The sequence below is a fragment of the Tessaracoccus lubricantis genome (assembly GCF_039544535.1).
GTDB lineage: Bacteria > Actinomycetota > Actinomycetes > Propionibacteriales > Propionibacteriaceae > Arachnia > Arachnia lubricantis.
The window spans coordinates 251,959-275,469 of the sequence record NZ_BAABLV010000036.1 but is presented as its reverse complement, the minus strand read 5'-3'; the positions used below and the strand labels follow the sequence as shown (position 1 = coordinate 275,469).

23 protein-coding genes and 1 other RNA gene are annotated in these 23,511 nt (G+C 69.1%); 13 read left to right on the top strand and 11 right to left on the bottom strand.

The features are described 5' to 3' along the window. The first annotated feature begins 4 nt into the window (after positions 1-4). From ABEA30_RS12390 to ABEA30_RS12370, 5 genes are read left to right on the top strand one after another with little or no spacing between them, the layout of a single operon-like run. Positions 5-907, top strand: coding sequence for an ABC transporter permease (locus ABEA30_RS12390; protein WP_345583275.1), 903 nt, complete (start codon positions 5-7; stop codon positions 905-907). Beyond that, positions 907-1,698 carry an ABC transporter ATP-binding protein gene (locus ABEA30_RS12385; protein ID WP_345583273.1) on the top strand — a complete coding sequence of 264 codons (792 nt, stop codon included), beginning with the start codon at positions 907-909 and terminating at the stop codon, positions 1,696-1,698. The genes ABEA30_RS12390 and ABEA30_RS12385 overlap by 1 nt, the downstream gene beginning before the upstream one ends. A gap of 20 nt (positions 1,699-1,718) precedes the next feature. Further along, positions 1,719-2,864, top strand: a complete 1,146-nt coding sequence (locus ABEA30_RS12380; protein WP_345583271.1) for a glycosyltransferase — start codon at positions 1,719-1,721, stop codon at positions 2,862-2,864. Beyond that, positions 2,861-3,505: a hypothetical protein gene (locus ABEA30_RS12375; RefSeq protein ID WP_345583269.1), complete on the top strand. Its 645-nt coding sequence runs from the start codon at positions 2,861-2,863 to the stop codon at positions 3,503-3,505. The genes ABEA30_RS12380 and ABEA30_RS12375 overlap by 4 nt, the downstream gene beginning before the upstream one ends. A gap of 17 nt (positions 3,506-3,522) precedes the next feature. Further along, positions 3,523-5,493 carry an acyltransferase family protein gene (locus ABEA30_RS12370; protein ID WP_345583267.1) on the top strand — a complete coding sequence of 657 codons (1,971 nt, stop codon included), beginning with the start codon at positions 3,523-3,525 and terminating at the stop codon, positions 5,491-5,493. Positions 5,494-5,550: 57 nt separating this feature from the next. Here ABEA30_RS12370 and ABEA30_RS12365 read toward each other — a convergent pair whose 3' ends face one another. The 4 genes from ABEA30_RS12365 to trmB all read right to left on the bottom strand — a co-directional run bounded on the left by ABEA30_RS12365 (position 5,551) and on the right by trmB (position 8,383). Further along, on the bottom strand, positions 5,551-6,162 hold the full coding sequence (locus ABEA30_RS12365) for a superoxide dismutase (RefSeq protein WP_345583265.1): 612 nt from the start codon (positions 6,160-6,162) through the stop codon (positions 5,551-5,553). Positions 6,163-6,271: 109 nt separating this feature from the next. Then, complete coding sequence (locus ABEA30_RS12360) at positions 6,272-6,868, bottom strand: class I SAM-dependent methyltransferase (RefSeq protein WP_345583263.1); 597 nt, start codon at positions 6,866-6,868, stop codon at positions 6,272-6,274. After that, entirely contained in the window at positions 6,865-7,668 is an 804-nt protein-coding gene (gene truA, locus ABEA30_RS12355; protein ID WP_345583261.1) for a tRNA pseudouridine(38-40) synthase TruA, read from the bottom strand. The genes ABEA30_RS12360 and truA overlap by 4 nt, the downstream gene beginning before the upstream one ends. Beyond that, positions 7,652-8,383 carry a tRNA (guanosine(46)-N7)-methyltransferase TrmB gene (gene trmB, locus ABEA30_RS12350; RefSeq protein WP_345583259.1) on the bottom strand — a complete coding sequence of 244 codons (732 nt, stop codon included), beginning with the start codon at positions 8,381-8,383 and terminating at the stop codon, positions 7,652-7,654. The genes truA and trmB overlap by 17 nt, the downstream gene beginning before the upstream one ends. An 85-nt stretch (positions 8,384-8,468) precedes the next feature. Here trmB and ABEA30_RS12345 point away from each other — a divergent pair, with 85 nt between their 5' ends. Further along, positions 8,469-8,852, top strand: a complete 384-nt coding sequence (locus tag ABEA30_RS12345; RefSeq protein ID WP_345583257.1) for a YccF domain-containing protein — start codon at positions 8,469-8,471, stop codon at positions 8,850-8,852. A gap of 12 nt (positions 8,853-8,864) precedes the next feature. Here ABEA30_RS12345 and ABEA30_RS12340 read toward each other — a convergent pair whose 3' ends face one another. Continuing rightward, positions 8,865-9,581 (bottom strand): NRDE family protein, encoded by a 717-nt coding sequence (locus ABEA30_RS12340; RefSeq protein WP_345583255.1) that lies wholly within the window; start codon positions 9,579-9,581, stop codon positions 8,865-8,867. 36 nt (positions 9,582-9,617) lie between these two features. Between ABEA30_RS12340 and coaBC the strand changes: the two genes are divergently transcribed. Next, entirely contained in the window at positions 9,618-10,805 is a 1,188-nt protein-coding gene (gene coaBC, locus ABEA30_RS12335) for a bifunctional phosphopantothenoylcysteine decarboxylase/phosphopantothenate--cysteine ligase CoaBC (RefSeq protein ID WP_345583253.1), read from the top strand. Between the two features lie 39 nt (positions 10,806-10,844). Here the strand turns inward: coaBC and ABEA30_RS12330 are convergent, their stop codons facing one another. Next, positions 10,845-12,926, bottom strand: a complete 2,082-nt coding sequence (locus ABEA30_RS12330; RefSeq protein ID WP_345583251.1) for an elongation factor G-like protein EF-G2 — start codon at positions 12,924-12,926, stop codon at positions 10,845-10,847. A 97-nt stretch (positions 12,927-13,023) separates the two neighbouring features. Then, on the bottom strand, positions 13,024-14,508 hold the full coding sequence (locus tag ABEA30_RS12325; RefSeq protein WP_345583249.1) for an HNH endonuclease signature motif containing protein: 1,485 nt from the start codon (positions 14,506-14,508) through the stop codon (positions 13,024-13,026). A gap of 478 nt (positions 14,509-14,986) precedes the next feature. On the opposite strand from ABEA30_RS12325, the gene rplM reads away from it, so the two are divergent. From rplM to ABEA30_RS12300, 5 genes are all read left to right on the top strand, one after another. Continuing rightward, complete coding sequence (gene rplM, locus ABEA30_RS12320; RefSeq protein WP_345583247.1) at positions 14,987-15,430, top strand: 50S ribosomal protein L13; 444 nt, start codon at positions 14,987-14,989, stop codon at positions 15,428-15,430. A 17-nt stretch (positions 15,431-15,447) separates the two neighbouring features. After that, positions 15,448-15,975, top strand: a complete 528-nt coding sequence (gene rpsI / locus ABEA30_RS12315) for a 30S ribosomal protein S9 (protein WP_345583245.1) — start codon at positions 15,448-15,450, stop codon at positions 15,973-15,975. A gap of 128 nt (positions 15,976-16,103) precedes the next feature. Further along, a complete protein-coding gene (gene glmM, locus ABEA30_RS12310) occupies positions 16,104-17,453 on the top strand; it encodes a phosphoglucosamine mutase (RefSeq protein ID WP_345583243.1) in 1,350 nt (449 codons plus the stop codon). A gap of 54 nt (positions 17,454-17,507) precedes the next feature. Next, positions 17,508-18,248: a zinc ribbon domain-containing protein gene (locus ABEA30_RS12305; protein WP_345583241.1), complete on the top strand. Its 741-nt coding sequence runs from the start codon at positions 17,508-17,510 to the stop codon at positions 18,246-18,248. Then, the gene (locus ABEA30_RS12300; RefSeq protein ID WP_345583239.1) at positions 18,248-19,681 is read left to right on the top strand and encodes an RNB domain-containing ribonuclease; all 1,434 of its coding nucleotides are present in this window, start codon (positions 18,248-18,250) and stop codon (positions 19,679-19,681) included. The genes ABEA30_RS12305 and ABEA30_RS12300 overlap by 1 nt, the downstream gene beginning before the upstream one ends. A gap of 10 nt (positions 19,682-19,691) precedes the next feature. Here the strand turns inward: ABEA30_RS12300 and ABEA30_RS12295 are convergent, their stop codons facing one another. The 4 genes from ABEA30_RS12295 to ABEA30_RS12280 all read right to left on the bottom strand — a co-directional run bounded on the left by ABEA30_RS12295 (position 19,692) and on the right by ABEA30_RS12280 (position 22,060). After that, on the bottom strand, positions 19,692-19,880 hold the full coding sequence (locus ABEA30_RS12295) for a DUF5302 family protein (protein WP_345583237.1): 189 nt from the start codon (positions 19,878-19,880) through the stop codon (positions 19,692-19,694). A 40-nt stretch (positions 19,881-19,920) separates the two neighbouring features. After that, an RNA gene (rnpB, locus tag ABEA30_RS12290) (RNase P RNA component class A) lies at positions 19,921-20,285 on the bottom strand. A gap of 22 nt (positions 20,286-20,307) precedes the next feature. After that, complete coding sequence (map, locus tag ABEA30_RS12285) at positions 20,308-21,156, bottom strand: type I methionyl aminopeptidase (RefSeq protein WP_345583235.1); 849 nt, start codon at positions 21,154-21,156, stop codon at positions 20,308-20,310. 58 nt (positions 21,157-21,214) lie between these two features. Further along, on the bottom strand, positions 21,215-22,060 hold the full coding sequence (locus ABEA30_RS12280) for a DUF2510 domain-containing protein (RefSeq protein WP_345583233.1): 846 nt from the start codon (positions 22,058-22,060) through the stop codon (positions 21,215-21,217). A gap of 118 nt (positions 22,061-22,178) precedes the next feature. Here ABEA30_RS12280 and ABEA30_RS12275 point away from each other — a divergent pair, with 118 nt between their 5' ends. After that, on the top strand, positions 22,179-23,471 hold the full coding sequence (locus ABEA30_RS12275; RefSeq protein ID WP_345583533.1) for a glutamine synthetase family protein: 1,293 nt from the start codon (positions 22,179-22,181) through the stop codon (positions 23,469-23,471). Positions 23,472-23,511: the final 40 nt, after the last annotated feature.

Genomic DNA, 23,511 nt, shown 5'->3' with positions numbered 1-23,511 from the left:
CCACATGATCATCGCGCTCGAGATCGGCCTGCTCTACGCCATCATGGCGCTGGGCGTCTACCTCACCTACCGGGTCCTGGACTTCCCCGACCTGACGGTGGACGGCTCGTTCACGACGGGAGCGGCCACCTGCGCCATCCTGCTCGTGAACGGGGTGCCGATCTGGGCCGCGATGATCGCCGGGGCGGTCTCCGGCATGCTGGCCGGCGCCGTCACGGGCCTGCTCCACGTGTGGGGCAACATCAACCCCCTCCTGGCGGGCATCCTCACCCAGATCGCGCTCTACTCCATCAACCTGCGGATCATGGGCAACAAGGCCAACGTGCCGCTGCTGCGCACCGACACCCTGTTCAGCTGGTTCCGCGGTGAGCGGCTGCTGGGCACCTGGATGTCGGTGCTGGCGTTCGCGGTGGTCGTGCTGGTGGTCGGCCTGGTCGTCTACTGGTTCCTCGGCACCAGCTTCGGCGTGTCCCTGCGCGCCACCGGCGACAACGAGATGATGGCCCGCTCGCAGGGCATCAACACCGGCGTCACCAAGGTGGTCGGCCTGATGATCTCCAACGGCATGGTCGCCCTCTGCGGCGCGCTCGTGGCCCAGTACCAGGGCTTCTCCGACATCTCCATGGGCATCGGCCTCATCGTCGCCGGCCTCGCCTCCGTCATCGTGGGCCAGGCGATCTTCGGCATGACCGCCGTGTGGCAGGCCGTGCTGGCGGCCGCGCTGGGCTCGGTCATCTACCGCGGCGTCATCCAGATCGCCCTCAACAACGGCTTCAACCCCAACGACATGAAGCTCATCTCGGCGGTCCTCGTCGTGCTCGCCCTGGTGCTGCCGCAGTGGGGTCCGCTCAAGAACCTGCGCCGCACGCGTCGTCGTCGCCAGGCCGCAGAGGCAGGAGTCGCCTGATGCTTCAACTCGCCTCCGTCACGAAGCGTTTCTTCCCCGGCACCGTCAACGAGCGGGTCGCGCTCGACGCCATCGACCTCACCCTGCACGAGGGCGACTTCGTCACCGTCATCGGCTCCAACGGCGCCGGCAAGTCCACCATGCTCAACGTCATCTCCGGGCGTTACCCGGTCGACGGCGGCCAGGTGATCATCGACGGCAGGAACGTCAGCCGCACCCCGGAGCACCAGCGCGCCAAGTGGGTCGCGCGCGTGTTCCAGGACCCGATGGCCGGCACGTCGCCGCACCTCACCATCGAGGAGAACCTGGCCATCGCGTTCGAGCGCGGCGCGCGCCGCGGCCTGCGGATGGCCGTCACCGGCCCCAAGCGGGCCGTCTTCAAGGAGGCCCTGGGCACGCTGGAGCTGGGCCTGGAGAACCGGCTCGACATGCGGGTGGGCATGCTGTCCGGGGGCCAGCGCCAGGCGCTCAGCCTGCTGATGGCCACCTACGCGCAGCCCGCCATCCTGCTGCTCGACGAGCACACGGCCGCCCTCGACCCGGCGAGGGCCGCACTCATCACCCGCCTGACCGGCGAGGCCGTGGAGCGACACCGCCTCACGACGCTGATGGTGACGCACAACATGCACCAGGCCATCGAGCTGGGCAACAGGCTCATCATGATGCACGAGGGCCAGATCGTCCTCGAGGTCGACGAGGAGGCCAAGAAGACGATCACGGCCGAGCAGCTCACGCAGCAGTTCGCCAAGATCAAGGGCGCCAGCCTGTCGGACCGTACGCTGCTGGATTAGTCCTTCGCTACGGTGGATCAATGCGCATCGCCCAGCTGGCCAACTTCGTCGGCCCCACGTCGGGGGGCATGAAGGTCGTCATCGAGACGTTGGGCCAGGGCTACGTCGACGCCGGGCACACCCGCATCTTCGTGGCGCCGGGGGAGAAGGACCAGGTGCTCGAGACCGAGGCCGGCATCATCGTGCAGGTCCGGGCGCCGAAGGTGACCGAGCAGTACCGCATGATCGCCCGGCCATGGCGGGCGCTGGACGTGCTGGACCGCTTCCGCCCCACCACCATCGAGGTCTCGGACAAGTGGACCCTGTCGCCGGCAGCCAACTGGGCGGCGAAGCGCAGCGTGGGCTCCGTGCTGTTCTCGCACGAGCGGCTCTCCGACATGCTGGCGATGTTCGTGCGCTCCACCTTCGGCGTCGAGGCCGTCGTCGGCGGGCTCAACCGCCGGCTCTCGCGCAACTTCGACGCCGTGGTGGTGACCAGCAGGTTCGCGGAGGAGGAGTTCGCCAACACCGGGGCGAACCTCGCGTTGGTGCCGCTCGGGGTGGACCTGGAGACGTTCCATCCCAGCAAGGGTGCGCCAGCCGACGACGGGGTCATCAAGTTCTGCTACGTGGGGCGGCTCTCGCACGAGAAGAGCCCCCAGTTGGCCGTGGCCACCGTCGTCGAGCTGCACCGACGGGGCCACCCGGTGCGGCTGGACCTCTATGGGACCGGCCCCGACAAGGCCGAACTGGAGGCGATCGCGGGCAACGCGCCCGTGTTCTTCCACGGCTTCGTGCCCGGCCGCGACGAGGTGGCCAAGCGCATCGCCCAGCACGACATCTCGCTGTCGGTGTGCCCCGCGGAGACGTTCGGCCTCGCGGTGCTGGAGGCGATGGCGTGCGGCACGCCCGTGGTCTCGGCCACCAGCGGCGGCGCCAGTGAACTGGTGGACGCCACGTCGGGGGAGCGCGGCGCGGCGAACCCCCTGGCGCTGGCAGACGCCGTCGAGCGGCTGTTGCCCCGGCTGGGTCCGGACCTGCGACGCGCCGCCCGGGCGCGCGCCGAACAGTATCCGTGGCAGCGCACGATCGACTCGATGCTCGCGCTGCACCGCGACCTGGCCGACGAGGTGCCGTACCGAAAACTGCAAGGATTCGTTCGCAGCAAGAAGGGGGAACGCCCGTGAGGCGGAAGAGGCGCATCAGGCTCGGCTGGTCACCGGCGGCGGCGCTCGCCGCTGCCTTCCTGCCGGTGGTGGCCATGTCGCCGCGCCGGCCGATGGTGGCGGGGCCGCACACCGTGGCCGGTCTGGCAGAGCAGTGCCGGGCCACCGGGTCGACCGGCCGGGCGCTGGCGGACGAAGCGGTGGTGGCCGTCGCCCATGCGTTCCCGTACTACTCGCTGTGGCACGTGTGGGAGACGCCGGAGCGTGCGCTGGCCTCGCACCGCGGATGGTCGCACCAGTACAACACCGTGCTGCTGTTGGTGCTGCGCGAGCTCGGCTTCAAGGCGCGACTCGTGCACGCCGCACGCGTGCGGGGCTTCCAGAACCCGTGGTGGCTGCGCGGCCACACGTGGGCCAAGGTCGACGTCGGCGGATACGAACTCGACGCCTGCGCCTCGTCAGCAGCCAACCGGGTGGGGTCGGTCAACTTCATCCCCCTCACGCGGGAGCTGCCGCTGCGACGGGTGACCCGCTGGGCGCTCGGCACGTGGATGATCGCCTTCGTCGTGCTGGAGGTGTGGCGCGCCTGGCTCGGCGGCCGCGAGGTGGCCCCCTGGGTGTATGGCCGCAAGGGGAGTCGGGGGACGGGTTCACCGTCGTGACGGGTTAGACTCCCGGGGTGCAGCAGCCCCCGGACAACATCACCTATGTGCCCAGCCTCGACGGTTTGCGGACCATCGCCGTGGCCCTGGTCATCGCCTTCCACCTGAGCGTGCCCAACATGGAGCTCGGGTTCGCAGGCGTCGACGTGTTCTTCGTCCTGTCCGGCTACCTCATCACCTCCGGCCTGCTGCGCGACACCCAACGCCACGGCAAGCCGCAGTACGCGAAGTTCTGGCAGCGCCGCTTCCGACGGTTGCTGCCGGCGGCCACGCTGATCCTGCTGCTGGTGCTGCTGTACGCCACGTTCCTCATGCCGCTGTTCCGCAAGACCGCCGCCAGCTGGGACATCTTCTGGACGGTGCTGTACCTGGGCAACTGGCGCTTCATGGGGGCCAACAGCTACTTCGCCTCCGACGGCACGCCGTCGCTGCTGCTGCACATGTGGTCGCTGGCGGTCGAGGAGCAGTTCTACTTCTTCTGGCCCATCCTGATCGGCGTGCTGGCCTTCGCAGCAGCGAAGTTCGGCGCCAGGAAGCGCACCGTGACGATCATCGGCGTGGCCTGTGCCGTGCTGATCGTGGTCTCGGCGCTGCTGCTGATGCTCCTGTTCGACCCGGCCTCCCCTGACCGCGCCTACATGGGCACCGACACCAAGGCGTTCGAGCCGCTGCTCGGGGCGCTGCTGGCCATCGTGATGACCAACCATTCGGTGCGCACCGTCTTCTGGCGCCACCACCGCGTGATCGCCGGCATCGGCATCGTGCTGGCGGTGGCGGTCCTGCCGTTCCTCGCCGGGCCCAGCACCTTCTACTTCCAGGGTGGCGCGGTGCTGCTCAGCGTGGGCGTCACCCTGCTGATCGGCGCGCTGGTGGTGTCGCCGCCCACGATGCTGTCCGGCTTCCTCGCCTGGGCGCCGATGGCCTACCTCGGCCAGATCTCCTACGGCCTCTACCTGTGGCACTGGCCGTGGAGCGTGTGGCTCGACGTGGCACACCAGGAGGAGTTCCGGATGCTGCGCGCGCCCGTCGCGCTCGTCGCCACCCTGGTGTGCGCGGTACTGAGCTACCACTTCGTGGAGGAGCCCATCCGTCGCGGCAGGTTCACCAAGTGGCTCGACTTCAAGCGCACCATGATCGCGGTGGCCGTCATCATGGTCGTGATCATGACGTGGGCCACGGCACTTCGGGGGCTGCCCGTGCCCGCCACGCGCCCGCCGGCCGGGCCGGCCAGCCCCGGCGCTGCGCCCGCGCCACAGACCAACCCCGACCTCGTCATCGTCGTGGGCGACTCCGTGCCGTTCCGGTTGATGGAGTCGCTCGACCAGGTCGCCACCGACAACGGCTTCGTCGTCGACAACGCCTCCCGCGGCGGCTGCCCCCCGCTTGCCATCGAGCTGCAGGAGTATCTCAAGGCCGACCACGAGGGTGCCGGCGACTGCCGCATGGTCGCCGACATCCAGACCGAGAAGATCGAGGCCGACCGTCCCGGCACGGTGTTCTGGTGGTCACGTTACGAGGTGCACCAGCGGTGGCTCGACGGCAGGATCGTCGGCCCCGACGAGGAGGTCTTCTGGGAGGCGCTGGAGGCCGACCTCGCGGCCAGCGTCGACCGGCTGACCGCCCAGGGCGCCACGCTCGTGATCGCCCAGACCGAGCGGCCGGGCACGGGCATGCTCAGCAGGTGCACCGAGGACGACTGCCACCCGCTGCTCGACCTCATGGTCAACCACGACGAGTACCGCCGCCGCTGGAACGACATCGTCGTGGACCTCGCTGCCCGCGACGACCGGGTCGAGACGTTCCGCATGGACCCGCTGCTGTGCAAGGACCCTGAGCCCGAGGCCCCGGACGGCCAGGCGCTGTGCGACGACTCGCGGGCGGGGGGCAAGCTGCTTCGGCCCGACGGGAGCCACATCCTCGTCGACCCCTACGGCTACGAGACGGCCGAGCAGGTGTTGGAGGCCGTCCTCAAGGCCGCCAGCAACTGAACCCCAGACGGAAGAAGGCCCCGGGCGGTGCGCCCGGGGCCTTCTGTCACAGCAGGATCAGTAGGTGATCTGCGCGTTCTTCGCGGCGGCGAGGCGCTGGGCGACGTCGTCCCAGTTCACGACGTTCCACCAAGCGGTCACGTAGTCCGCCTTCACGTTCTTGTACTGCAGGTAGAAGGCGTGCTCCCACATGTCGAGCTGCAGCACGGGCAGCTGGCCGACCGGCACGTTGGCCTGCTGGTCGAAGAGCTGGTTGATGTTCAGGCGCTGGCCGAGGGTGTCCCACACGAGCATGGCCCAGCCGGAGCCCTGCAGGCCGTTGGCGGCGGCGTTGAACTGCTTCTTGAAACCGTCGAACGAACCGAAGAACTCGCCGATGGCCTCGGCGACGTCACCGGTGGGCTCACCGCCGCCGTTGGGCGACATGTTCTTCCAGAAGACCGAGTGGTTGATGTGGCCGCCCAGGTGGAAGGCCAGATCCTTCTCGAGCTTGTTGACGGCGCCGAGCTCCCCCTTGTCGCGGGCCTCGGCCAGCTGCTCCAGTGCGGTGTTGGCGCCGGCCACGTAGGCGGCGTGGTGCTTGCTGTGGTGCAGCTCCATGATCTCGGGCGCGATGTGCGGTGCGAGTGCGCCGTAGTCGTAGTCGAGGTCGGGAAGGGTGTAGGTCATGGTGTCTCCTGATCGTTGACTCGCGCCGTGGCGCGCTGACGACTTCCATCCTATGCGGCCCGTTTGGTCACCGCTTCAACTTCTCACGGGGTTCCGCTGGCGGGGAACATCACGCCTGCGACGCGGCGACGCGCAGCACCCGGAACCCCTTCGCCGAGGCGACGCGCTCCGTCGGGAAGCCCTGGTCCGTGAGCCACCGCTGGAGGGAGTCGCCGCCCAGGTTCTTGCCGACGACCAGCCAGGCGACCCCGTCGGGCCGGAGTCGGGGCAGCCACGTGAGCAGCAGCTCGTGCAGGGCCTGCTTGCCGATGCGGATCGGGGGGTTGGACCAGATCTCGTCGTAGCGGGCCTCCGGCGCGACCTCGTCCGGTCCGACGGCGTGGACCCGCTCCGCGACGCCGTGGCGGGCCGCGTTCATCCGGGTCAGCTCGACGGCGCGGGCGTTGACGTCGACGGCGTCGACCGTCACCCCGGGAGCCGCCACCGCGAGCCCGACGGCGATGGTGCCGACGCCGCAGCCGAGGTCGAGGACATGCCCCTCCTCGGGCGGATCGACCTCGCGGAGCAGGACCGAGGTGCCCAGGTCCAGCCGAGTGCCCGAGAAGACGCCGCCGGCAGCGGTGAACGTGAGGTCGTTGCCGAAGATCGTGGCGTCGAACTCGTGGGTGACCAGCGGCTCGTCCGGGGTGTGGAAGTAATGGCTCATGACTCCTCCAGGGTGCGCACGGCGCGCGCGGCGGTGGCTCGGGCGGCGAGTTCGTCGTCGGGCGGGTAGCCCACCCCTTCGAGCGTCAGGCCGCGGGCGGCCATGACCTGCACCTCGCCGTGGCGCACGCCGCTGGCAGCGACGTCCTCCAGCCACGCGAGGGTGCGGCGGCCGGCGGCCACGGCGGTCAAAGCGCCGACCAGCGAGCGGACCATCGAGTGGCAGAACGCGTCGGCGAGCAGGTGGACCTCGACCACGCCGTCGTCGCGGCGCCGAGCGCTCAGTTCGCGGAGGTCACGGATGGTGGTGGCGCCTTCGCGGGGCTTGCAGAATGCGGCGAAGTCGCGCAACCCGGTCAGCAGGTGGGCGCCCGCGTTGAGCGCGCCGACGTCGAGCGGCTCGCGCACGGGGGTGATGTGGCCGCGTAGCAGCGGGTCCGTCACGCCGTCGCTGAGCCGGTAGCAGTAGCGCCGCCAGATGGCGGAGAAGCGCGCGTCGAACCCTTCGGGGGCGGGCGCCACGGACCTGATGGCGATGTCGTCTGGCAGCACGCGGCGCAGCCGTCGTTCGAGGGTCTCGGACGGGTCGTCGGGGAGTTCCAGGTCGACGTGGCAGGTCTGGTGCCGGGCGTGCACGCCGGCGTCGGTGCGGCCCGCCACCACCAGCGACGGTTGCGCGGGCAGCCGCAGTACCGTGCCGATCCACTCCTCGAGCGTGGCCTGCACCGTGCGCAGTCCGGGCTGGGTGGCCCAGCCGTGGAAGTCGGTGCCGTCGTAGGCCAGGTCAATCCTGAGGCGCATCGGCCCTCCGGTACGTGAGGTCGTGGACGGTGCGCCCGGCCGCAAGCCCGCGGGCCTCGTACTTCGTCACGGGTCGCTCCGCCAGGCGCGGCGCCCAGCCGCCGTGCACGTTGACGAGGCCCGGGTGGTCGTCGAGGTGCTCACGCATCCACAGCGCGTAGTCCTCCCAGTCGGTGGCCAACCGCCACACGCCCGACGGGGCCAGCTTGGCCGCGACGACGTCGGCGAACTCGGCATCCACCAGTCGACGCTTGTGGTGGCGCGTCTTGTGCCACGGGTCGGCGAAGAAGGTCCACAGTTCCGTGATCGAGCCGTCGTCGAACAGGCGGGGGAGCGCCTGCGCGCCGTCGACCAGGCCGATGCGGACGTTGGTCACCGCGTCGCGGCCGAGGCGGCCGAGCGTGGAGGCGACGGCGGGCTCGAAGACCTCGAACGCCACCACGTTGCACTCCGGCCGGCCGGCGGCCATCGGCACGAGGGAGTCGCCCGCCCCGGAGCCGATCTCCACGATCAACGGTGCCTCGCGCCCGAACTCGGCGGCCCAGTCGACGGTGGCATCCGGCGCCACGGAGGTGTCCATCGCGCCGCGCGCGATCTCCACGAGGTAGGTCGCGGCGTGCCGCTCCCATGCCTTGGCCTGGGACTCGTTCATGCGGGTGCTGCGGCGCACGAAACTGACGACGTCGCGGCGCGGGCGTGGGGGTCGGGAAGTCACCGGCCAAGCCTACCGGTGACCGCCCCGAACTAGACTGGGAGGCGCCTTGACCTACCAACGCACCCATCAACGCGAGGAGTCATCGATGCGCACCGTTCTCAACCTCATCTGGGTCATCCTGGGCGGCTTCTGGCTGGCCCTGGGCTACATGGTCGCGGGGGTGATCGCGTGTCTCCTCATCGTGACCATCCCGGCCGGGTTGGCGTCCTTCCGGATGGCCAACTACGTGCTGTGGCCCTTCGGCCGCACGGTCGAGCCGAAGCCGGGCGCAGGCTGGGGCTCGGCCCTGATGAACATCGTGTGGTTCGTGGTCGCCGGTTGGTGGCTGGCGCTGCTGCACGTGGTGTCGGCGCTGGCCCAGTCGCTGACGATCGTCGGCATCGCCAACGCGTGGGTGTCGCTGAAGATGATCCCCGTCACGTGCTTCCCGTTCGGCAAGCGCATCGTGTCCACCGGCGGCATCCTCTGACCCTGCCGCGGCTCAGGGCTTCGGCCACAGGGGAGCCAGGTGGTCCCAGACGCCCGGCTGGGCGAGGACGCCCATCTCTGCGGTGACACCGCCGGGGCCGATCGAAGCCACCACGGCCAGCAGGGACAGCGTGGGGTAGCCGTGGGCGCGGTTGTCGCGGATCAGGGCGCGGTCGTCGGTGGGGTCGAGTTCGCGGCCGCCGTCGTCGAGCAGCTTGGCCCATTCGGTCCACCAGCGCACCCCCTCCGTAGGCGCATCCGCGAAGCGGGGGAGCCAGTGGGCGATGCGTGCAGAGTCGTGGTCGTCCACATCGGAGTGGGCCACCATGTGGGTGCCCGGTGCCAGGTCGGTCGTCTCCGTCCGGCCGCCCTCCCACGAGGTCACGCGTACTCCGTCGAACGTGGCCTCCACCAGGTTGAACCCCAGCGTGGTCGGGGTCTCGGGGACCTGCTGGCCGGTGAGTGAGCCGATGACGAGGTTGCCGCGGGTGGTGGGGATGATGCCTTCCCCTGGCCCGCCGGGCCGGTTGAGCAGCACGCTCAGTTGCCGCTGGTCGTGGGCCAACCACGCGCCCCCGGCCATCATGTCCTGGATGCCAGTGACCTCGGGATGCTCGGGCCACCACTGGCCCAGCGGGCGCCACGGCCTGCCTGGGTCCTCATCCCGGATCGCCAGGAGCCGGACGCGGGCCGGGCCGGGCTCGGGCACGCGAATCACCACGGTACACATGGCATGCCAGCCTACCCGGATGGAAGAATCACGGACATGAACATTGTGGTGGGTGTGACCGGCGGCATCGCGGCGTACAAGGCAGTGCACCTGGTGCGGCTGCTCATCGGCGACGGCCACGAGGTGCATGTCGTCCCGACGGAGGACGCGCTGCGGTTCGTCGGGCGGCCCACGTGGGAGTCGCTCAGCCGCAGCCCGGTGACCACCTCCGTCCACGACGACGTGCCCCGTGTGCGGCACGTCGCGTTGGGGCAGGAAGCGGACCTGGTGATCGTCGCGCCCGCCACGGCCAACACGCTCGCCTCGATGGCTGCCGGCCTGGCGTCGGACCTGTTGGGCACCACGCTGCTGGCGACGAAGGCGCCGGTGCTGGTGGCCCCCGCGATGCACACGGAGATGTGGCTGCACCCGGCGACGCAGGCCAACATGGCCACGCTCAGGGCACGCGGCGTGCACGTCGTCGGCCCGGACGACGGCCCCCTGACGGGCGGCGATTCCGGCCCGGGCCGGATGAGCGAGCCGGAGGCCATCCACGCGGCGGCCATGGCGCTGCTCGAGCGACGCCGTGACCTGGCCGGCGTGACGCTCGCCGTGTCGGCGGGTGGCACACGGGAACCCATCGACCCGGTGCGCTACATCGGCAACCGCTCGAGCGGCAGGCAGGGCGTGGCCATCGCCGTCGCCGCCGCGGAACGGGGGGCGCGGGTCCTGCTGGCGGCCGCGAACATCGAGGGCGACGTGCTTCGCGAAGCGGAACGCCCCGGCATCGAGATCACGACGGCGGGCTCGGCGGCCGACCTCGCCGAGGTGATGCGCACGTTGGCGGCGGAGGCCGACGTGGTGATCATGGCTGCTGCCGTCGCCGATTTCCGCGTGGCGCAGGTCTCCGAGGGCAAGCTCACCAGGGAGGCCGGGGGAGTGCCCACGCTGGTGCTCGCGGAGAACGACGACATCGTCGCCGGTCTGGCTGCGCAGCGTCGGGAGGGGCAGCGGATCGTCGCCTTCGCGGCGGAGACCGGGGAGGACTACCTCGAACGGGGCCGCCGGAAGCTCAGGAAGAAGGGCGTCGACTTCCTGGCGGTGAACCAGGTGGGGTGGACCACTGGGTTCGAGGCCGCGTACAACACCCTGTACGTGCTGGACGCGTCAGACGAGGTCGTGCGTGAGGCGTCGGGCTCCAAGCGAGAGGTGGCCGACGCGCTGCTGGACGTCGTCGCTGGTTGAGCCGGGCACCGACGGCGGTGCCCGGCCAACGGTCCTGCCTCAGTTGTGGGCGGGCCAGGCCTCCTGCGGCATCAGCTCGTAACCGCTGAACTCGCGGGTGAACGTGCCGGTGCCTTGCGCGACGCCGCGCAGGTCGATGGGATAGGTGACCAGTTCGATGGCCGGAACGAGCGCCTCGATCACCGCGTGCCCGTTGCCGTCCATCTCGGTGCCCTGCACCTGGGCGCGGCGGGCGCCGAGGTCCGTGAGGGCCGCACCGAGGTACTGGTCCGCCACGGCCACCCGGACGCGGTCGATCGGTTCCAGCAACCCGACCGTGCCGTTCTCGGCGGCGTCGCGCAGCGCATACTGCCCGGCCACCTGGAACGCCATGTCGGAGGAGTCCACGGAGTGGGCCTTGCCGTCGTACAGCGTGACCCGCACGTCGACCATCGGGACGCCGAACTTCGTGCCCATCTTCAGCTGCTGCTCGATGCCCTTCTCCACGGACCCGATGTAGGCCCGCGGCACGGCACCGCCGACGACCTTGTCGACGAACTGGAACCCGGAGCCACGCTCGAGCGGCTCCAGTTCGATGTTGCAGATGGCGTACTGCCCGTGCCCGCCGGACTGCTTGACGTTGCGGCCCAGGCCCTTCGACGGCCTCAGGGCGGTCTCGCGGAGCGGGACACGCACCTCCTCCTCGATGACGTTGATCCCGAAGCGATCCTTCAAGCGGCTGAGGGCAAGGTCCTTCTGCGCCTGGCCCATCACCCAGAGGATCTGCTGCTCGGTCTCGGCGTTGCGCTCCAGCCGCACCGTCGTGTCCTCCATCGAGATGCGGTACAGGGCTCCGGCCAGCTTGTCCTCGTCGCCACGGGTCGCGGCCTTGACCGCCACGGGCAGCAGGGGATGGGGCAGTTCCCACGGCTCGATCAGGGTGGGACGCTCGGGCGACGAGAGCGTGTCGCCCGTCTCCGCCTTCGACAGCTTCGTGACCAGGACGATCTCACCGGCGATGGCCTGGTTCAGCGGCGTGAACTCGGTGCCGTAGGGCGCCGACATCGGGCCCATGCGTTCCTCCTCGTCGTGGTCGGGATGCATGGGGTCTGCAGCCGAGCCGAAGAGTTCGCGGTTGCGGGACACGTGCACCACTTGGTCGCCGCGCAGCGTGCCGCTGAAGACCCGGACGAGCGAGGACCGCCCGAAGTTGTCCGAGGTGGTGCGCACGACCTGGGCGATCAGCGGCCCGTCGGGGTCGCAGGTGGCCTTGGGCAGCGTGGCGCCGTTGGGCGTGGTCACCTCGGGGACCGGCAGGAGCGACGGTGGGGGGAAGCCGCGCTCGATCCACCGGAGCAGTTCCTCGGTGCCCTTGTCGGAGGTGGTGTGCGCCGGCAGCACGGGGAAGAAGCGAGCGCCGACCACCGCACGCAGCAGTGCGGCGTTGGCCTCCTCGACTGCGATCTCCTCGCCCTCGAGGTAGCGCTCCATGAGGTCGTCGTCCTGCACCTCGGTGATGATCGCCTCGAGTAGGTCTGCGCGTGCCGCGTCGATCAGTTCGAGTTCCTCGGGGGTGGAGTCGCGGGAGACGCGTTGCCCGCTGGAGTAGTCGTGTGCGCGCTTGTTGAGCAGCGACAGGTTGCCGACGTTGGCCCCGTCCTTCTCCAGCGGGATCAGCGCAGGGATCACCCCGTCGCCGAAGGTCTCCTGGCAGGCCGCGACCATCGACGCGAACGTGGCGCGCCCCTGGTCGAGCTTGGTGATGGCGATGATGCGCGGAGTGTTGGACTCGGCGCATTCCTCCCACAACGCCACCGTCGCAGGGTCGATGTCGTCTCCGGCGGGGACCACGAACACCGCGGCGTCGGCTGCGCGCAGCCCTGCGCGGAGCTCACCCACGAAGTCGGGGTGCCCCGGTGCGTCGAGGAGGTTGATCTGGACGTCATTGGCGGGGATTGAGGCGAGCCACAGCGTGGCGGCACGCTCCTGGGTTTCCTTCTCGCCGCGATATCCTTCCACCCGCGCCCGCAGGAGGTGTTCGAACAGGGTCGTCTTGCCCGATCCGCTCGCGCCGACGAGGACGACATTGCGCACGTCGTCCGGGGACGTGATCGTGATCTGGGAACTCATCTTTGAGGCCATGCACATACGTTAGTGCGCCCGGTCGGGCGGCGGGCGCCGACCCCGTCAATAGACCTACCAAACCCGTCAGCCGACGGGTGAATGCGGCGCCCACTGTTCATTCCTGATACCGCCAGGCGGGTGAGGATTCGCTTTGTTGGGGTGGGGGTTGGGGTGTTGGGCGTGGTGGTGCCTGGGTGGGTGCGGTGAGTCCGCGTGGTAGTCGACGGCCGAGGTTGTGTCGGCGGGGTACTCGCCGGTGGCTGCCGTCCCGGGCCCGGCCCGGTGGCTGGTCCTGCGAGTGTTCGTAGAGGATGGTGCGGAGGTGGAAGCGGCGGTGGAGTTTGGGTGTTCTGCCGGGGTCGATGTGTGTGGGTGGGGTGAACCACGGCAGTCCGGTGTCGGGGTCAAGGTGCACGTGCCACTGCGATTCGGGTGACTGGTCCGGGTCAGGTTCCACCAGCCGGTGATGGTGCGGGCACAGCAGGACGGCGTTGGCGAGGCAGGTGATGCCGCCTGCCCACCAGGGGACGATGTGGTGTGCTTCGCAGGCCCGGGGTGTGACGGTGCAGCCGGGGAACGCGCAGCCCCCGTCACGCAGGATCAGCGCGGTCCGGATCGCGGCGGGGAACATCCGGTGAGCCCTACCCACATCCAACGGTTTCGACTCGCCACCCAGCACGACGGGGATGATGTCGGCGTCACACGCGAGCCGCCGCGCGTCCCCCGGGGAGAGCCCGTCGAGGTTCTCGGCACCGATGACGCCCGCCTTGCCGAGGCCGGTGATCAGGGTGTGGTAGTCGAGGGTGATGTGCACCTGGGGCCGGTCCCCACCGTGCGCGGGGAGGTTCCCTGTGGCGGCGGCGGTCTGGATGAGCAGCATGAACGCATCCGCGCGGCGCGTCTCCTTGTCGGGGAGTTCGTCGGCTTCGCGGTAGGACGACAGGGGCGGTTCGACCGCCTCCAACTGAGCCCTCAGCAACTCCGCCCTCGCCACTGGGAGGAGGCCGGTGATCTTCATCCCGCCGTGGTGGTCGGGGGTGATCCGCAGGAACCTGTTGCGCATCGCGCGACGGTCCTGGGCTTCGAGTTTCTTCTCGTCTGCTTCGGCGCCGTCGGGGTCGACCATTTCGTAGAGCTTGACCGACAGGGCGCGTAGTTCGTCGGGGCCCAGTTCGTGGGCGTGCCGCAGGATCGACTCCTGACACTTCTCCAGCTCGGCGCGGGACAACGAGGTGGGCAGTTTCCGCAGCGCGTGCACGATTGCTTGGACTTGTTCGAGGGAGATGGTGCCGTCGCGCAACGCGGCGGCTATCAGTGGGAAGCGGCCGCCCAGGTCGAGCGCCAGCTTGAACGCCGCGCGGGACTGACCGGTATTCGCGCGCACGGAGTTGCGCACGCCTTCGACGGTCATCAGGTCACCGGAAGTCCAGGCGTCCTCGAGGAGGTGGAGTTCCAGCCCGGCCAGTTGTGCCTTGGTTTCGGCGATCAGTTCGACCAGGCGGAGGCGTTCGGGCCGGCGGGCGCCGTCGGGGCTGAGGGAGGCAGCAGAATCCCACAACGCGGCCATCGCGCGTTGCAGCAACTCGACCGTCTCGTTCATGACCACTATTCTAAACGAACAGGGGGTCAATATCGATGACGTTTGTCATCGAATCCCCAAACGTCTTTGGTGGGGGTGCTGGGTCGGCTGCGGGCCCCTTCGTCGTGACCTGGTGCTCCCTTCGATTGATTCGCTCGTTCCTCGCGAACACTCAGGACAAGCGCACTCTCGCACGGGCCACGCTCAGGGAACGGGCGTAGGGTGTCGTGGAAGCTGCGGGGGTCCTTCGTCGTGTCCTGGTGCTTCCTTCGATTGATTCGCTCGTTCCTCGCGAACACTCAGGACAAGCGCACTCTCGCACATGCCACGCTCAGGGACCGGCCCTTCGTCGTGCCACGCTCAGGGAGCGGAGTCTGGTTTTGCAGATGGGGCGCCGGGCACTTAGACTGGGTCGCTGTTGTACGCCATTTTCGGGGCCTATCGGGGCGCTGTCCCGGCGTGCAACCCCCATCAGTTAAGTATGAATGGAAGTGGGACTGTGTCTACGTACACCCCAAAGCCGGGCGAGATCGCCCGCAACTGGCACGTCATCGATGCCGAAGACATCATCCTGGGTCGCCTCGCCTCCCAGGTCGCAAACCTGCTGCGTGGCAAGCACAAGCCGCAGTTCGCGCCCCACGTCGACACCGGTGACTTCGTCATCGTCGTCAACGCATCGAAGATCGCGCTGTCCGGCAACAAGCGTGCGGATGACTTCCGTTACACGCACTCCGGCCGTCCGGGTGGCCTCAAGGCCGTCACCATCGGCGATCTGCTGGAGAAGGATCCCCGCCGCGCCGTCGAGAAGGCCGTCTGGGGCATGCTCCCGAAGAACAAGCTCTCCCGTCAGATGCTGAGCAAGCTCAAGGTCTACGCGGGCCCCGAGCACCCCCACGCTGCGCAGAAGCCGCAGCCGTTCGAGATCACCCAGATCGCCCAGTGAGCCGAGGACCGAAGAACATGACTGAGACCAACGAGATCGACGAGACCGTCGCCGAGGAGATCACTCCCTTCGTCGACGAGGAGAACCGCGAAATCGCGTACCGTTCCGACGCCGACCCGGCAGCTGCCGCCGGCATCGACGCCCGTCCGGCCGTCGTGGCCCCCGGCGCCGGCACCGGCCGCCGCAAGGAGGCCGTCGCCCGTGTCCGCATCGTGCCCGGCACCGGCAACTGGACCATCAACGGCCGCAGCCTCGCTGAGTACTTCCCGAACAAGCTGCACCAGCAGCACGTCAACGAGCCCTTCGTCGTGGCCAACGTCGAGGGTTCCTACGACGTCATCGCCCGCATCGACGGCGGCGGCATCTCCGGCCAGGCCGGAGCGCTGCGCCTGGGCGTCGCCCGCGCCCTCAACGAGGTCGACGCCGAGGCGTCGCGCCCCGCGCTGAAGAAGGCCGGCATGCTGACCCGCGACGCTCGCATCATCGAGCGCAAGAAGGCTGGTCTGAAGAAGGCCCGCAAGGCCCCGCAGTACAGCAAGCGCTGACCCTGGGTTCCTGAGGGACCACGCGAGACGCCCATCCTGCTTTGGCAGGGTGGGCGTTCGCCGTCCCCGGCCCGCGTGGGGGCGTCGGATTCGCTCAGCGGTGCTGAGCGACTGTAAAGTCTCCAGACGTGGCACGACTCTTTGGCACTGACGGCGTTCGTGGCGTCGCAAACGTGGAACTGACCGCAGAGCTGGCGCTGGACCTTTCGGTCGCGGCGGCGCACATCCTGGGGGAGGCCGGCGTCTTCCGGGACAGCAGGCCGTTGGCGCTCGTGGGCAGGGATCCGCGCGCATCCGGCGAGTTCCTCGAGGCGGCGGTGATCGCCGGGCTGGCGTCGGCAGGTGTCGACGTGGTGCGGCTGGGCGTGGTGCCCACCCCCGCCGTCGCGTTCCTCGTCAACGAGATGGACGCAGACCTGGGCGTCATGATCTCGGCGTCGCACAACCCCATGCCCGACAACGGCATCAAGTTCTTCTCCCGCGGCGGCGTCAAGCTCGACGACTTCCTCGAGGACGCGATCGAGGCCCGGATGGGTGAGGAATGGAAGCGCCCCACCGGTGCCTCGGTCGGCCGCATCCGCAGCGACCTCGGCGCCGTCGAGGGCTACGTGGCCCACCTCGTCGCCTCGCTGGGCGACCCGTCGCTCGAGGGCCTGAAGGTGGTCATCGACTGCGCCAACGGTGCCGCCTCGCAGACCGCGCTCGAGGCCTTCGCGGCGCAGGGTGCGCACATCATCCCGATCCACGCCGAACCCGACGGCATCAACATCAACGACAACTGTGGCTCGACGCACATCGGCGACCTCGTCGAGCGCGTCGTGGCCGAGGGCGCAGACCTGGGCATCGCCCTGGACGGTGACGCCGACCGCTGCCTCGCCGTCGACCACGAGGGCAACCTCATCGACGGCGACCGCATCCTCGCGATCCTGGCCATCGCCATGAAGGAGGAGCACCGCCTCCACTCCGACACCGTCGTGGCCACCGTCATGAGCAACCTGGGCCTCGTCAACGCGATGCGCGACCACGGCATCCGAGTCGACCAGACGAAGGTGGGCGACCGCTACGTGCTCGAGTCGATGAACGCCAACGGCTTCTCGCTGGGTGGCGAGCAGTCGGGCCACGTCATCATCTCGGAGTACGCCAACACCGGCGACGGCACCCTGACCGGCCTGCACCTCGCGTCGCGGATGGTGTCGACGGGCAAGACCCTCAAGGAACTCGGCTCCGTCATGACGGAGTTGCCGCAGGTGGTCATCAACGTGCGCAACGTCGACAAGCTGCGTGCCGGCATCGACACCGGCGTCCAGGCCGAGGTCACCGCGGCGGCCCGCGAACTGGGCGACACCGGCCGCGTACTGCTGCGTCCGTCCGGCACCGAGCCCGTCGTCCGCGTGATGTGTGAGGCGCCCACCATCGAGCAGGCGCAGGCCATTGCGGAGCGGCTGGCGGCACGGGTGACCGAACGCCTGAGCCTCTGACGGGGGGCCCGCTCCTAGTACAGTGGTCTCACCCAACTGGACAAAGGACTCGCGATGCTCGCTGACCCCGCTGATCAACGCACGCTGCTCACGCTGGCAGACCTCGACTCAGAGGTCGCGCGCGTGCAACACACGGCGAGGTCGCTGCCGCAGCACAAGACCATCGCGGACCTGATGGGGGCGCGCAAGAGCGCGGCCGATGAACTCGTGGCCTCCAGCACGCACGCCGACGACCTGCAGGTCGCCGTCCGGAAGGCCGAGACGGACCTGGCGCCGGTGCGGTCACGGCTGGAACGCACCGAGCAGCGGGTGGCCGACGGCTCGGTCACCGACCCGAAGACGCTCCGCTCGCTGACGGAGGAGGTCGAGCACCTCAAGAAGCGCATCGGGGAGCTCGAGGATGAGCAGCTCGAGGTGATGGGTCGGCTGGAGGACGCCGTCGCGCACCGCGACAAGGTGGCGGCCCGCAAGACGGAGATCGAGACGCGGTTGCGCTCCGCGGTCGCGGAGCGTGACGAGGCGGTGGCCAAGCTCAGCCAGGAGGCCAAGGACCTCACCGCCACGCGCGGGCCGGTGGCTGCCAAGGTGCCCGCGCCGCTGATGTCGCTGTACGAGAAGCTGCGCGCTTCCACCGGGCTGGGCGCCGCGCTGCTGAAGGCGGGTCGGTGCACCGGCTGCCAGCTGCAGCTGACGCTGACGGACCTCGACAACTACCGGAAGGCCCCTGCCAACCAGGTGCTGCGCTGCGCCGAGTGCGACCGCATCCTGGTGCGCACGGCTGAGTCAGGTCTCTGATGCCTTCCCCGCACCTTCGGATCCACGAGATCCCCGAATCGCTCCGGGAGGCCATCCACCTCCTCCAGGCGAAGCTGGAACTGCCCGAGCGGTTCCCGGCCGAGGTGGTGGCCGATGCGCAGCTGGCCGCCCAGTTGCCGGCGGATCAGCATCAGGACCTCACGCGGATCGAGTTCGTGACGATCGACCCGCCCACGTCGAAGGACCTCGACCAGGCCCTGCACATCGAACGCGAGGGTGACGGTTACCTCGTGCGGTATGCCATCTCCGACGTGCCGCACTTCGTGCGGCCCGGCACGGCACTCGAGGCAGAGACCCACCGTCGTGGCATGACGAAGTACGCGCCGGGCGCGCGGATCCCGCTGCACCCCGCCGAACTCAGCGAGGACGCGGGGTCGTTGCTGGCCGATGGGAGGCCGCGGCCTGCGATGGTGTGGGAGTTGCACCTCGACGCGGGGGGCGAGGTCGTCGACGTGGCGCTCACCCGCGCGCTGGTGCAGAGCCGTGCGAAGCTCGACTACGAGGGCGTGCAGGCCGATTTCGACGGCGGCACGCCGCATCCGAGCATCGCGCTGCTACCCGAGGTCGGGAAGTTGCGCCAGCAGCTGGAGATCGAACGCGGCGGCGTGTCGTTGAACCTGCCGGACCAGGAGATCGTCGAGCGCGACGGCACCTGGGAGTTGGAGTTCCGCTCGCTGGTTCCCGTGGAGAACTGGAACGCCCAGATCTCGCTGATGACCGGCTTCGCGGCGGCACAGACGATGCTGAAGGGCAAGGTCGGCATCCTGCGTACGCTGCCGCCGGCGGAGGAGTGGGCGCTGCAGAAGCTGCGTCGGGCCGTGCGTTCCCTGGGCGTGGCGTGGCCGAAGGACATGCCCTACGCGCAGTTCGTGCGTTCGCTGTCGCCGCAGGAGCCCAAGGAGCTTGCGGCGCTCAACAAGTGCACCATGCTGTTCCGGGGGGCCGGTTACCTGGCGTTCGATGGCGCGGTGCCGGACGAGAACCTGCTGCACGGCGCCCTGAACGCGCCGTACGCCCACACCACCGCGCCGCTGCGCCGGTTGGTGGACCGCTACGTCCTGGAGATCTGCCACTCGCTGCTCAACGGGCTGGAGGTGCCGCAGTGGGCACGAGACGGGCTCGCGGCGCTGCCGGACGAGATGGCCGCGACCGGACGCGTGGCGAACGCGTACGAGCGGGGCATCATCGACCTGACGGAAGCCCTGGTGCTGAGCAACAGGGTGGGTTCGATCTTCACCGGGGTGCTGACCGACGTCCACCCGAAGACGGGCGTGGGGACCGTCCAGATCGCTGAGCCCGCCGTCGAACTGCGGGTGCCGGCCAAGCCCAAGGAGGTCGGCTCCGAGGTACGCGTCCGCGTGGACAAGGTGGACGTGCGGAAGGGACAGGTCACCCTGTCCCGCCCGAACTGATCGGTCTGGCCTACCCGCCGGACTTGCGGCGGAACTCCCGCTTGCCGCCCATCTGGCCGTGGGCGTGGCCGCCCTGCCTGCGGTCCTCGTGGATGCCGGCGTTGGCGGACAGGTGCTCGGCCTGCTTCTTGCGCTCAAGTGCCTGCCGCATGGCCTCCTTGGGGTCCAGCGGGGCGTCGGTCTGCTCAGCGTCGCTCATGGCGCCACTGTACCCTCGTGCTGCTCCGCGCGGCGGCGGGTGGACGAGACGGCCGGTAAGCCGGGTTCTGTCGACGGATGATCATCTATCTGAGGCCCACCGTTGCCGATGAGCTCATGCAACCTACCCGGACACCTCGCGCGAGCAGCGCTCGGACGGTGTCCGCAGCCGGCCCGTGGGCCGGCCTTCTTGGTCTTGCTCCGAGTGGGGTTTACCGAGCCGCTCCAGTCGCCTGGAGCGCTGGTGGTCTCTTACACCACCGTTTCACCCTTACCCATTGCTGGGCGGTCTGTTTTCTGTGGCACTGTCCCGCGGGTCACCCCGGGTGGGCGTTACCCACCACCCTGCTCTGTGGAGCCCGGACTTTCCTCAGCTGTTGCCAGCCGCGATCATCTGGCCGTCTCGTCCAACCAGCCATTCTACTGGATCAGGGGAGGGTGAGGATCTCCGCGCCGGTCTTCGTCACGACGATCGAGTGCTCGTACTGCGCCACGCGAGACCGGTCCGTGGTCACGACGGTCCAGTCGTCGTCCCAGACCTCGGTCTCGTGGCCGCCCAGGGTCAACATCGGCTCGATCGTGAACGTCATGCCCGGCACCATCATGGTGTCGACGCGCGGCTCGTCGTAGTGCAGGATCACCAGCCCGGAGTGGAACGCCGTGTGCACGCCGTGGCCGGTGTAGTCGCGCACCACGCCGTAGCCGAAGCGCTTGGCGTAGCTCTCGATGACGCGCCCGATCACGGAGATGGGCCGCCCCGGCCGCACCGCCTTGATGGCTCGGTTGAGGGATTCGAGGGTGCGCTCGGCCAGCAGCCGGGACTCCTCGTCGACGTCCCCGCAGAAGAACGTGGCGCAGTTGTCGCCGTGCACGCCATCCTTGAAGGCGGTGCAGTCGATCTTGACCAGGTCGCCGTCCTCGAGGCGCCGCATGTCCGGGATGCCGTGGCACACCACCTCGTTGACGGAGGTGCAGATCGACTTCGGGAACCCCCGGTAGCCCAGCGACGACGGGTAGGCGCCGTGGTCGAGCATGTACTCGTGCGCGATGCGGTCCAGCTCGTCGGTGGTCACGCCCGGCGCGATCGCCTTGGCCGCCTCGTGCATGGCGCGCGACGCGATCCGTCCGGCCACGCGCATCTTCTCGATCACCTCGTCGGTCTGCACGTCCGAACCGGTGTAGCGCTTCGGCGCCTTCTTCCCGACGTACTCCGGGCGCAGGATGGTGCGCGGGACGTCACGGACGGGGGTGATGGTGTGCGGCGTTACTGGGTTCACGATCACCCAGTCTATCGGTGCCGCCCCGGAGCGCCGCCGGGGAGCGGGCCGGGGACGCTCAGCCGTCGTATCTCAAGGAGTCGAAGACCGGCTCGACCTCACTGATGTTCTCGTCATGGCCGATGGTGACGCAGCTGACGTAGACGGCCAACCTGTCGGGGTCGTCGGTGGGCACCACCACGATGTCGACGGTGTCGCCCTCGATGCCCTCGTGCCCCCAGTCGCTCACGTACACGTTGGACGTCAGCCGCCATGCCGGCCTGCCCGACACGTCCCACGCCTCATTCCACAGGACGGTGCGCTTCGTGAAGCCCAGGAACATGCCCGACGATGCCATGCAGGTGACGAACTGCTCCGCCGCCGCCTCGGGATTGGCCGAGAACCCGTCGGAGACCTTGATGTAGCCGACGTTGACGTTGCTGATCCAACCGAAGACGATCTCGCGCAGCATGGAGTTGGCGTCGTACATCCACTCGATGTGCGCCGGGCTCATCCGCCAGTCGTCGCCCTGCGGTGCCTCGACGCTCAGGCCGCCACCCTCGAGCCTGCCGTCGGTGAGTTCGCTGCGCGGCCAGTCGTCGCTCACCGGGCAGTCGATCGATTCGCCGAACTGCGATTCGACCTCCGTCGGCGTGGGCGTCTCCGACGGGATGCGCTCATCCCACTGCTTCCCGGTGGGACGCGACGTGCGGGTGTCCTCAGGGGTGGGGGCGAAGGGGTTGGCACGGTTCGGGAAGATCAACAGCGCAGCCACCAGGGCGGCCACGACCACCAACGCGATGGTCAACCAGACCCATCCCGCCCGCCCCTTGCGGTGGGGCGTGGGATCGATCCATCGTTGACCATCCCAGTACCGGCGCCCGTCGGGCGCCGTGGGGTCCGAGTACCAACCTGGCTGAGCCATGGGCCCCAGTCTAGGGGCGTTCCAGAGCGCCTCCGATCGGTGAAATGTCACGCGGCTGTAACATCTTCGCGGCAAACTTGCGCCCATGGATAGGCAAACGGAGTTCGTCCTGCGTTCCATGGAGGAGCGTGGGATCCGGTTCGTCAGGCTGTGGTTCACCGACGTGCTCGGCTCGCTGAAATCAGTGGCGATCGCACCCGCCGAGGTTGAGGGCGCCATCGCGGAGGGTGTCGGCTTCGACGGTTCCGCGATCGAGGGCTTCGCGCGCGTCTACGAGTCCGACATGGTCGCCCACCCGGACCCGTCGACCTACCAGGTGCTGCCGTGGCGGCAGGCCGGGCGTTCGACGGCGCGGATGTTCTGCGACATCAAGCTCCCCGACGGCTCACCCAGCTTCGCCGACCCGCGCTTCGTGCTGAAGCGCGCCCTGCAGAAGGCGGCTGACCTGGGCTTCACGTTCTACATCCACCCGGAGATCGAGTTCTTCCTGCTGCGGTCGCTGAGCCCGCTGATCCCGCTCGACCAGGGCGGCTACTTCGACCACACCACGCTCGGTGACGGCACCGACTTCCGGCGCGACGTCATCACGATCCTCGAGCAGATGGGCATCTCGGTGGAGTTCAGCCACCACGAGGCCGCCCCCGGCCAGCACGAGATCGACCTGCGCTATGCGGATGCGTTGACGATGGCCGACAACATCATGACGTTCCGCGTCGTGGTCCGCGAGGTCGCGGTCAGCCAGGACATCCACGCCACGTTCATGCCCAAGCCGTTCTCGGAGCACCCCGGCTCGGGGATGCACACCCACATGTCGCTGTTCGAGGGCGACACCAACGTCTTCTACGACGCGGCCGACCAGTACAACCTGTCGAAGACCGCCAAGCAGTTCATCGCCGGCCTGCTGCACCACGCGCCCGAGATCACCGCCGTGACCAACCAGTGGGTCAACTCCTACAAGCGGCTCGTGGGCGGCGGCGAGGCCCCGTCGTTCGCCTGCTGGGGCCGCGCGAACCGCTCCGCCCTGGTGCGGGTACCCCAGTTCACCCCCGGCAAGTCGTCCTCGGCCCGCATCGAGTACCGGGCCATCGACTCCGCGGTCAACCCGTACCTCGCCTACGCCGTGCTGCTCAACGCAGGCCTCAAGGGCATCGAGGGCGAGTACCCGCTGCCGGAGGAGACCGAGGACGAGGTGTGGCGCCTCACCGACCGTGAGCGCAAGGCCATCGGCATCCACGAGCTGCCGCGCAACCTCGACGAGGCCATCCGGATCATGGACGAGAGCGAGCTGGTCGCCGAGACCCTCGGCGAGCACGTCTACGAGTACTTCATGCGCAACAAGCGCAAGGAGTTCGCCGCCTACCGCCAGCAGGTCACCCCGTGGGAGCTGGAGCGCCACATCCGCGTGATGTGACCCCCTCGTCGCAGGCTCAACGGGCGACGGCGGCCCCGGC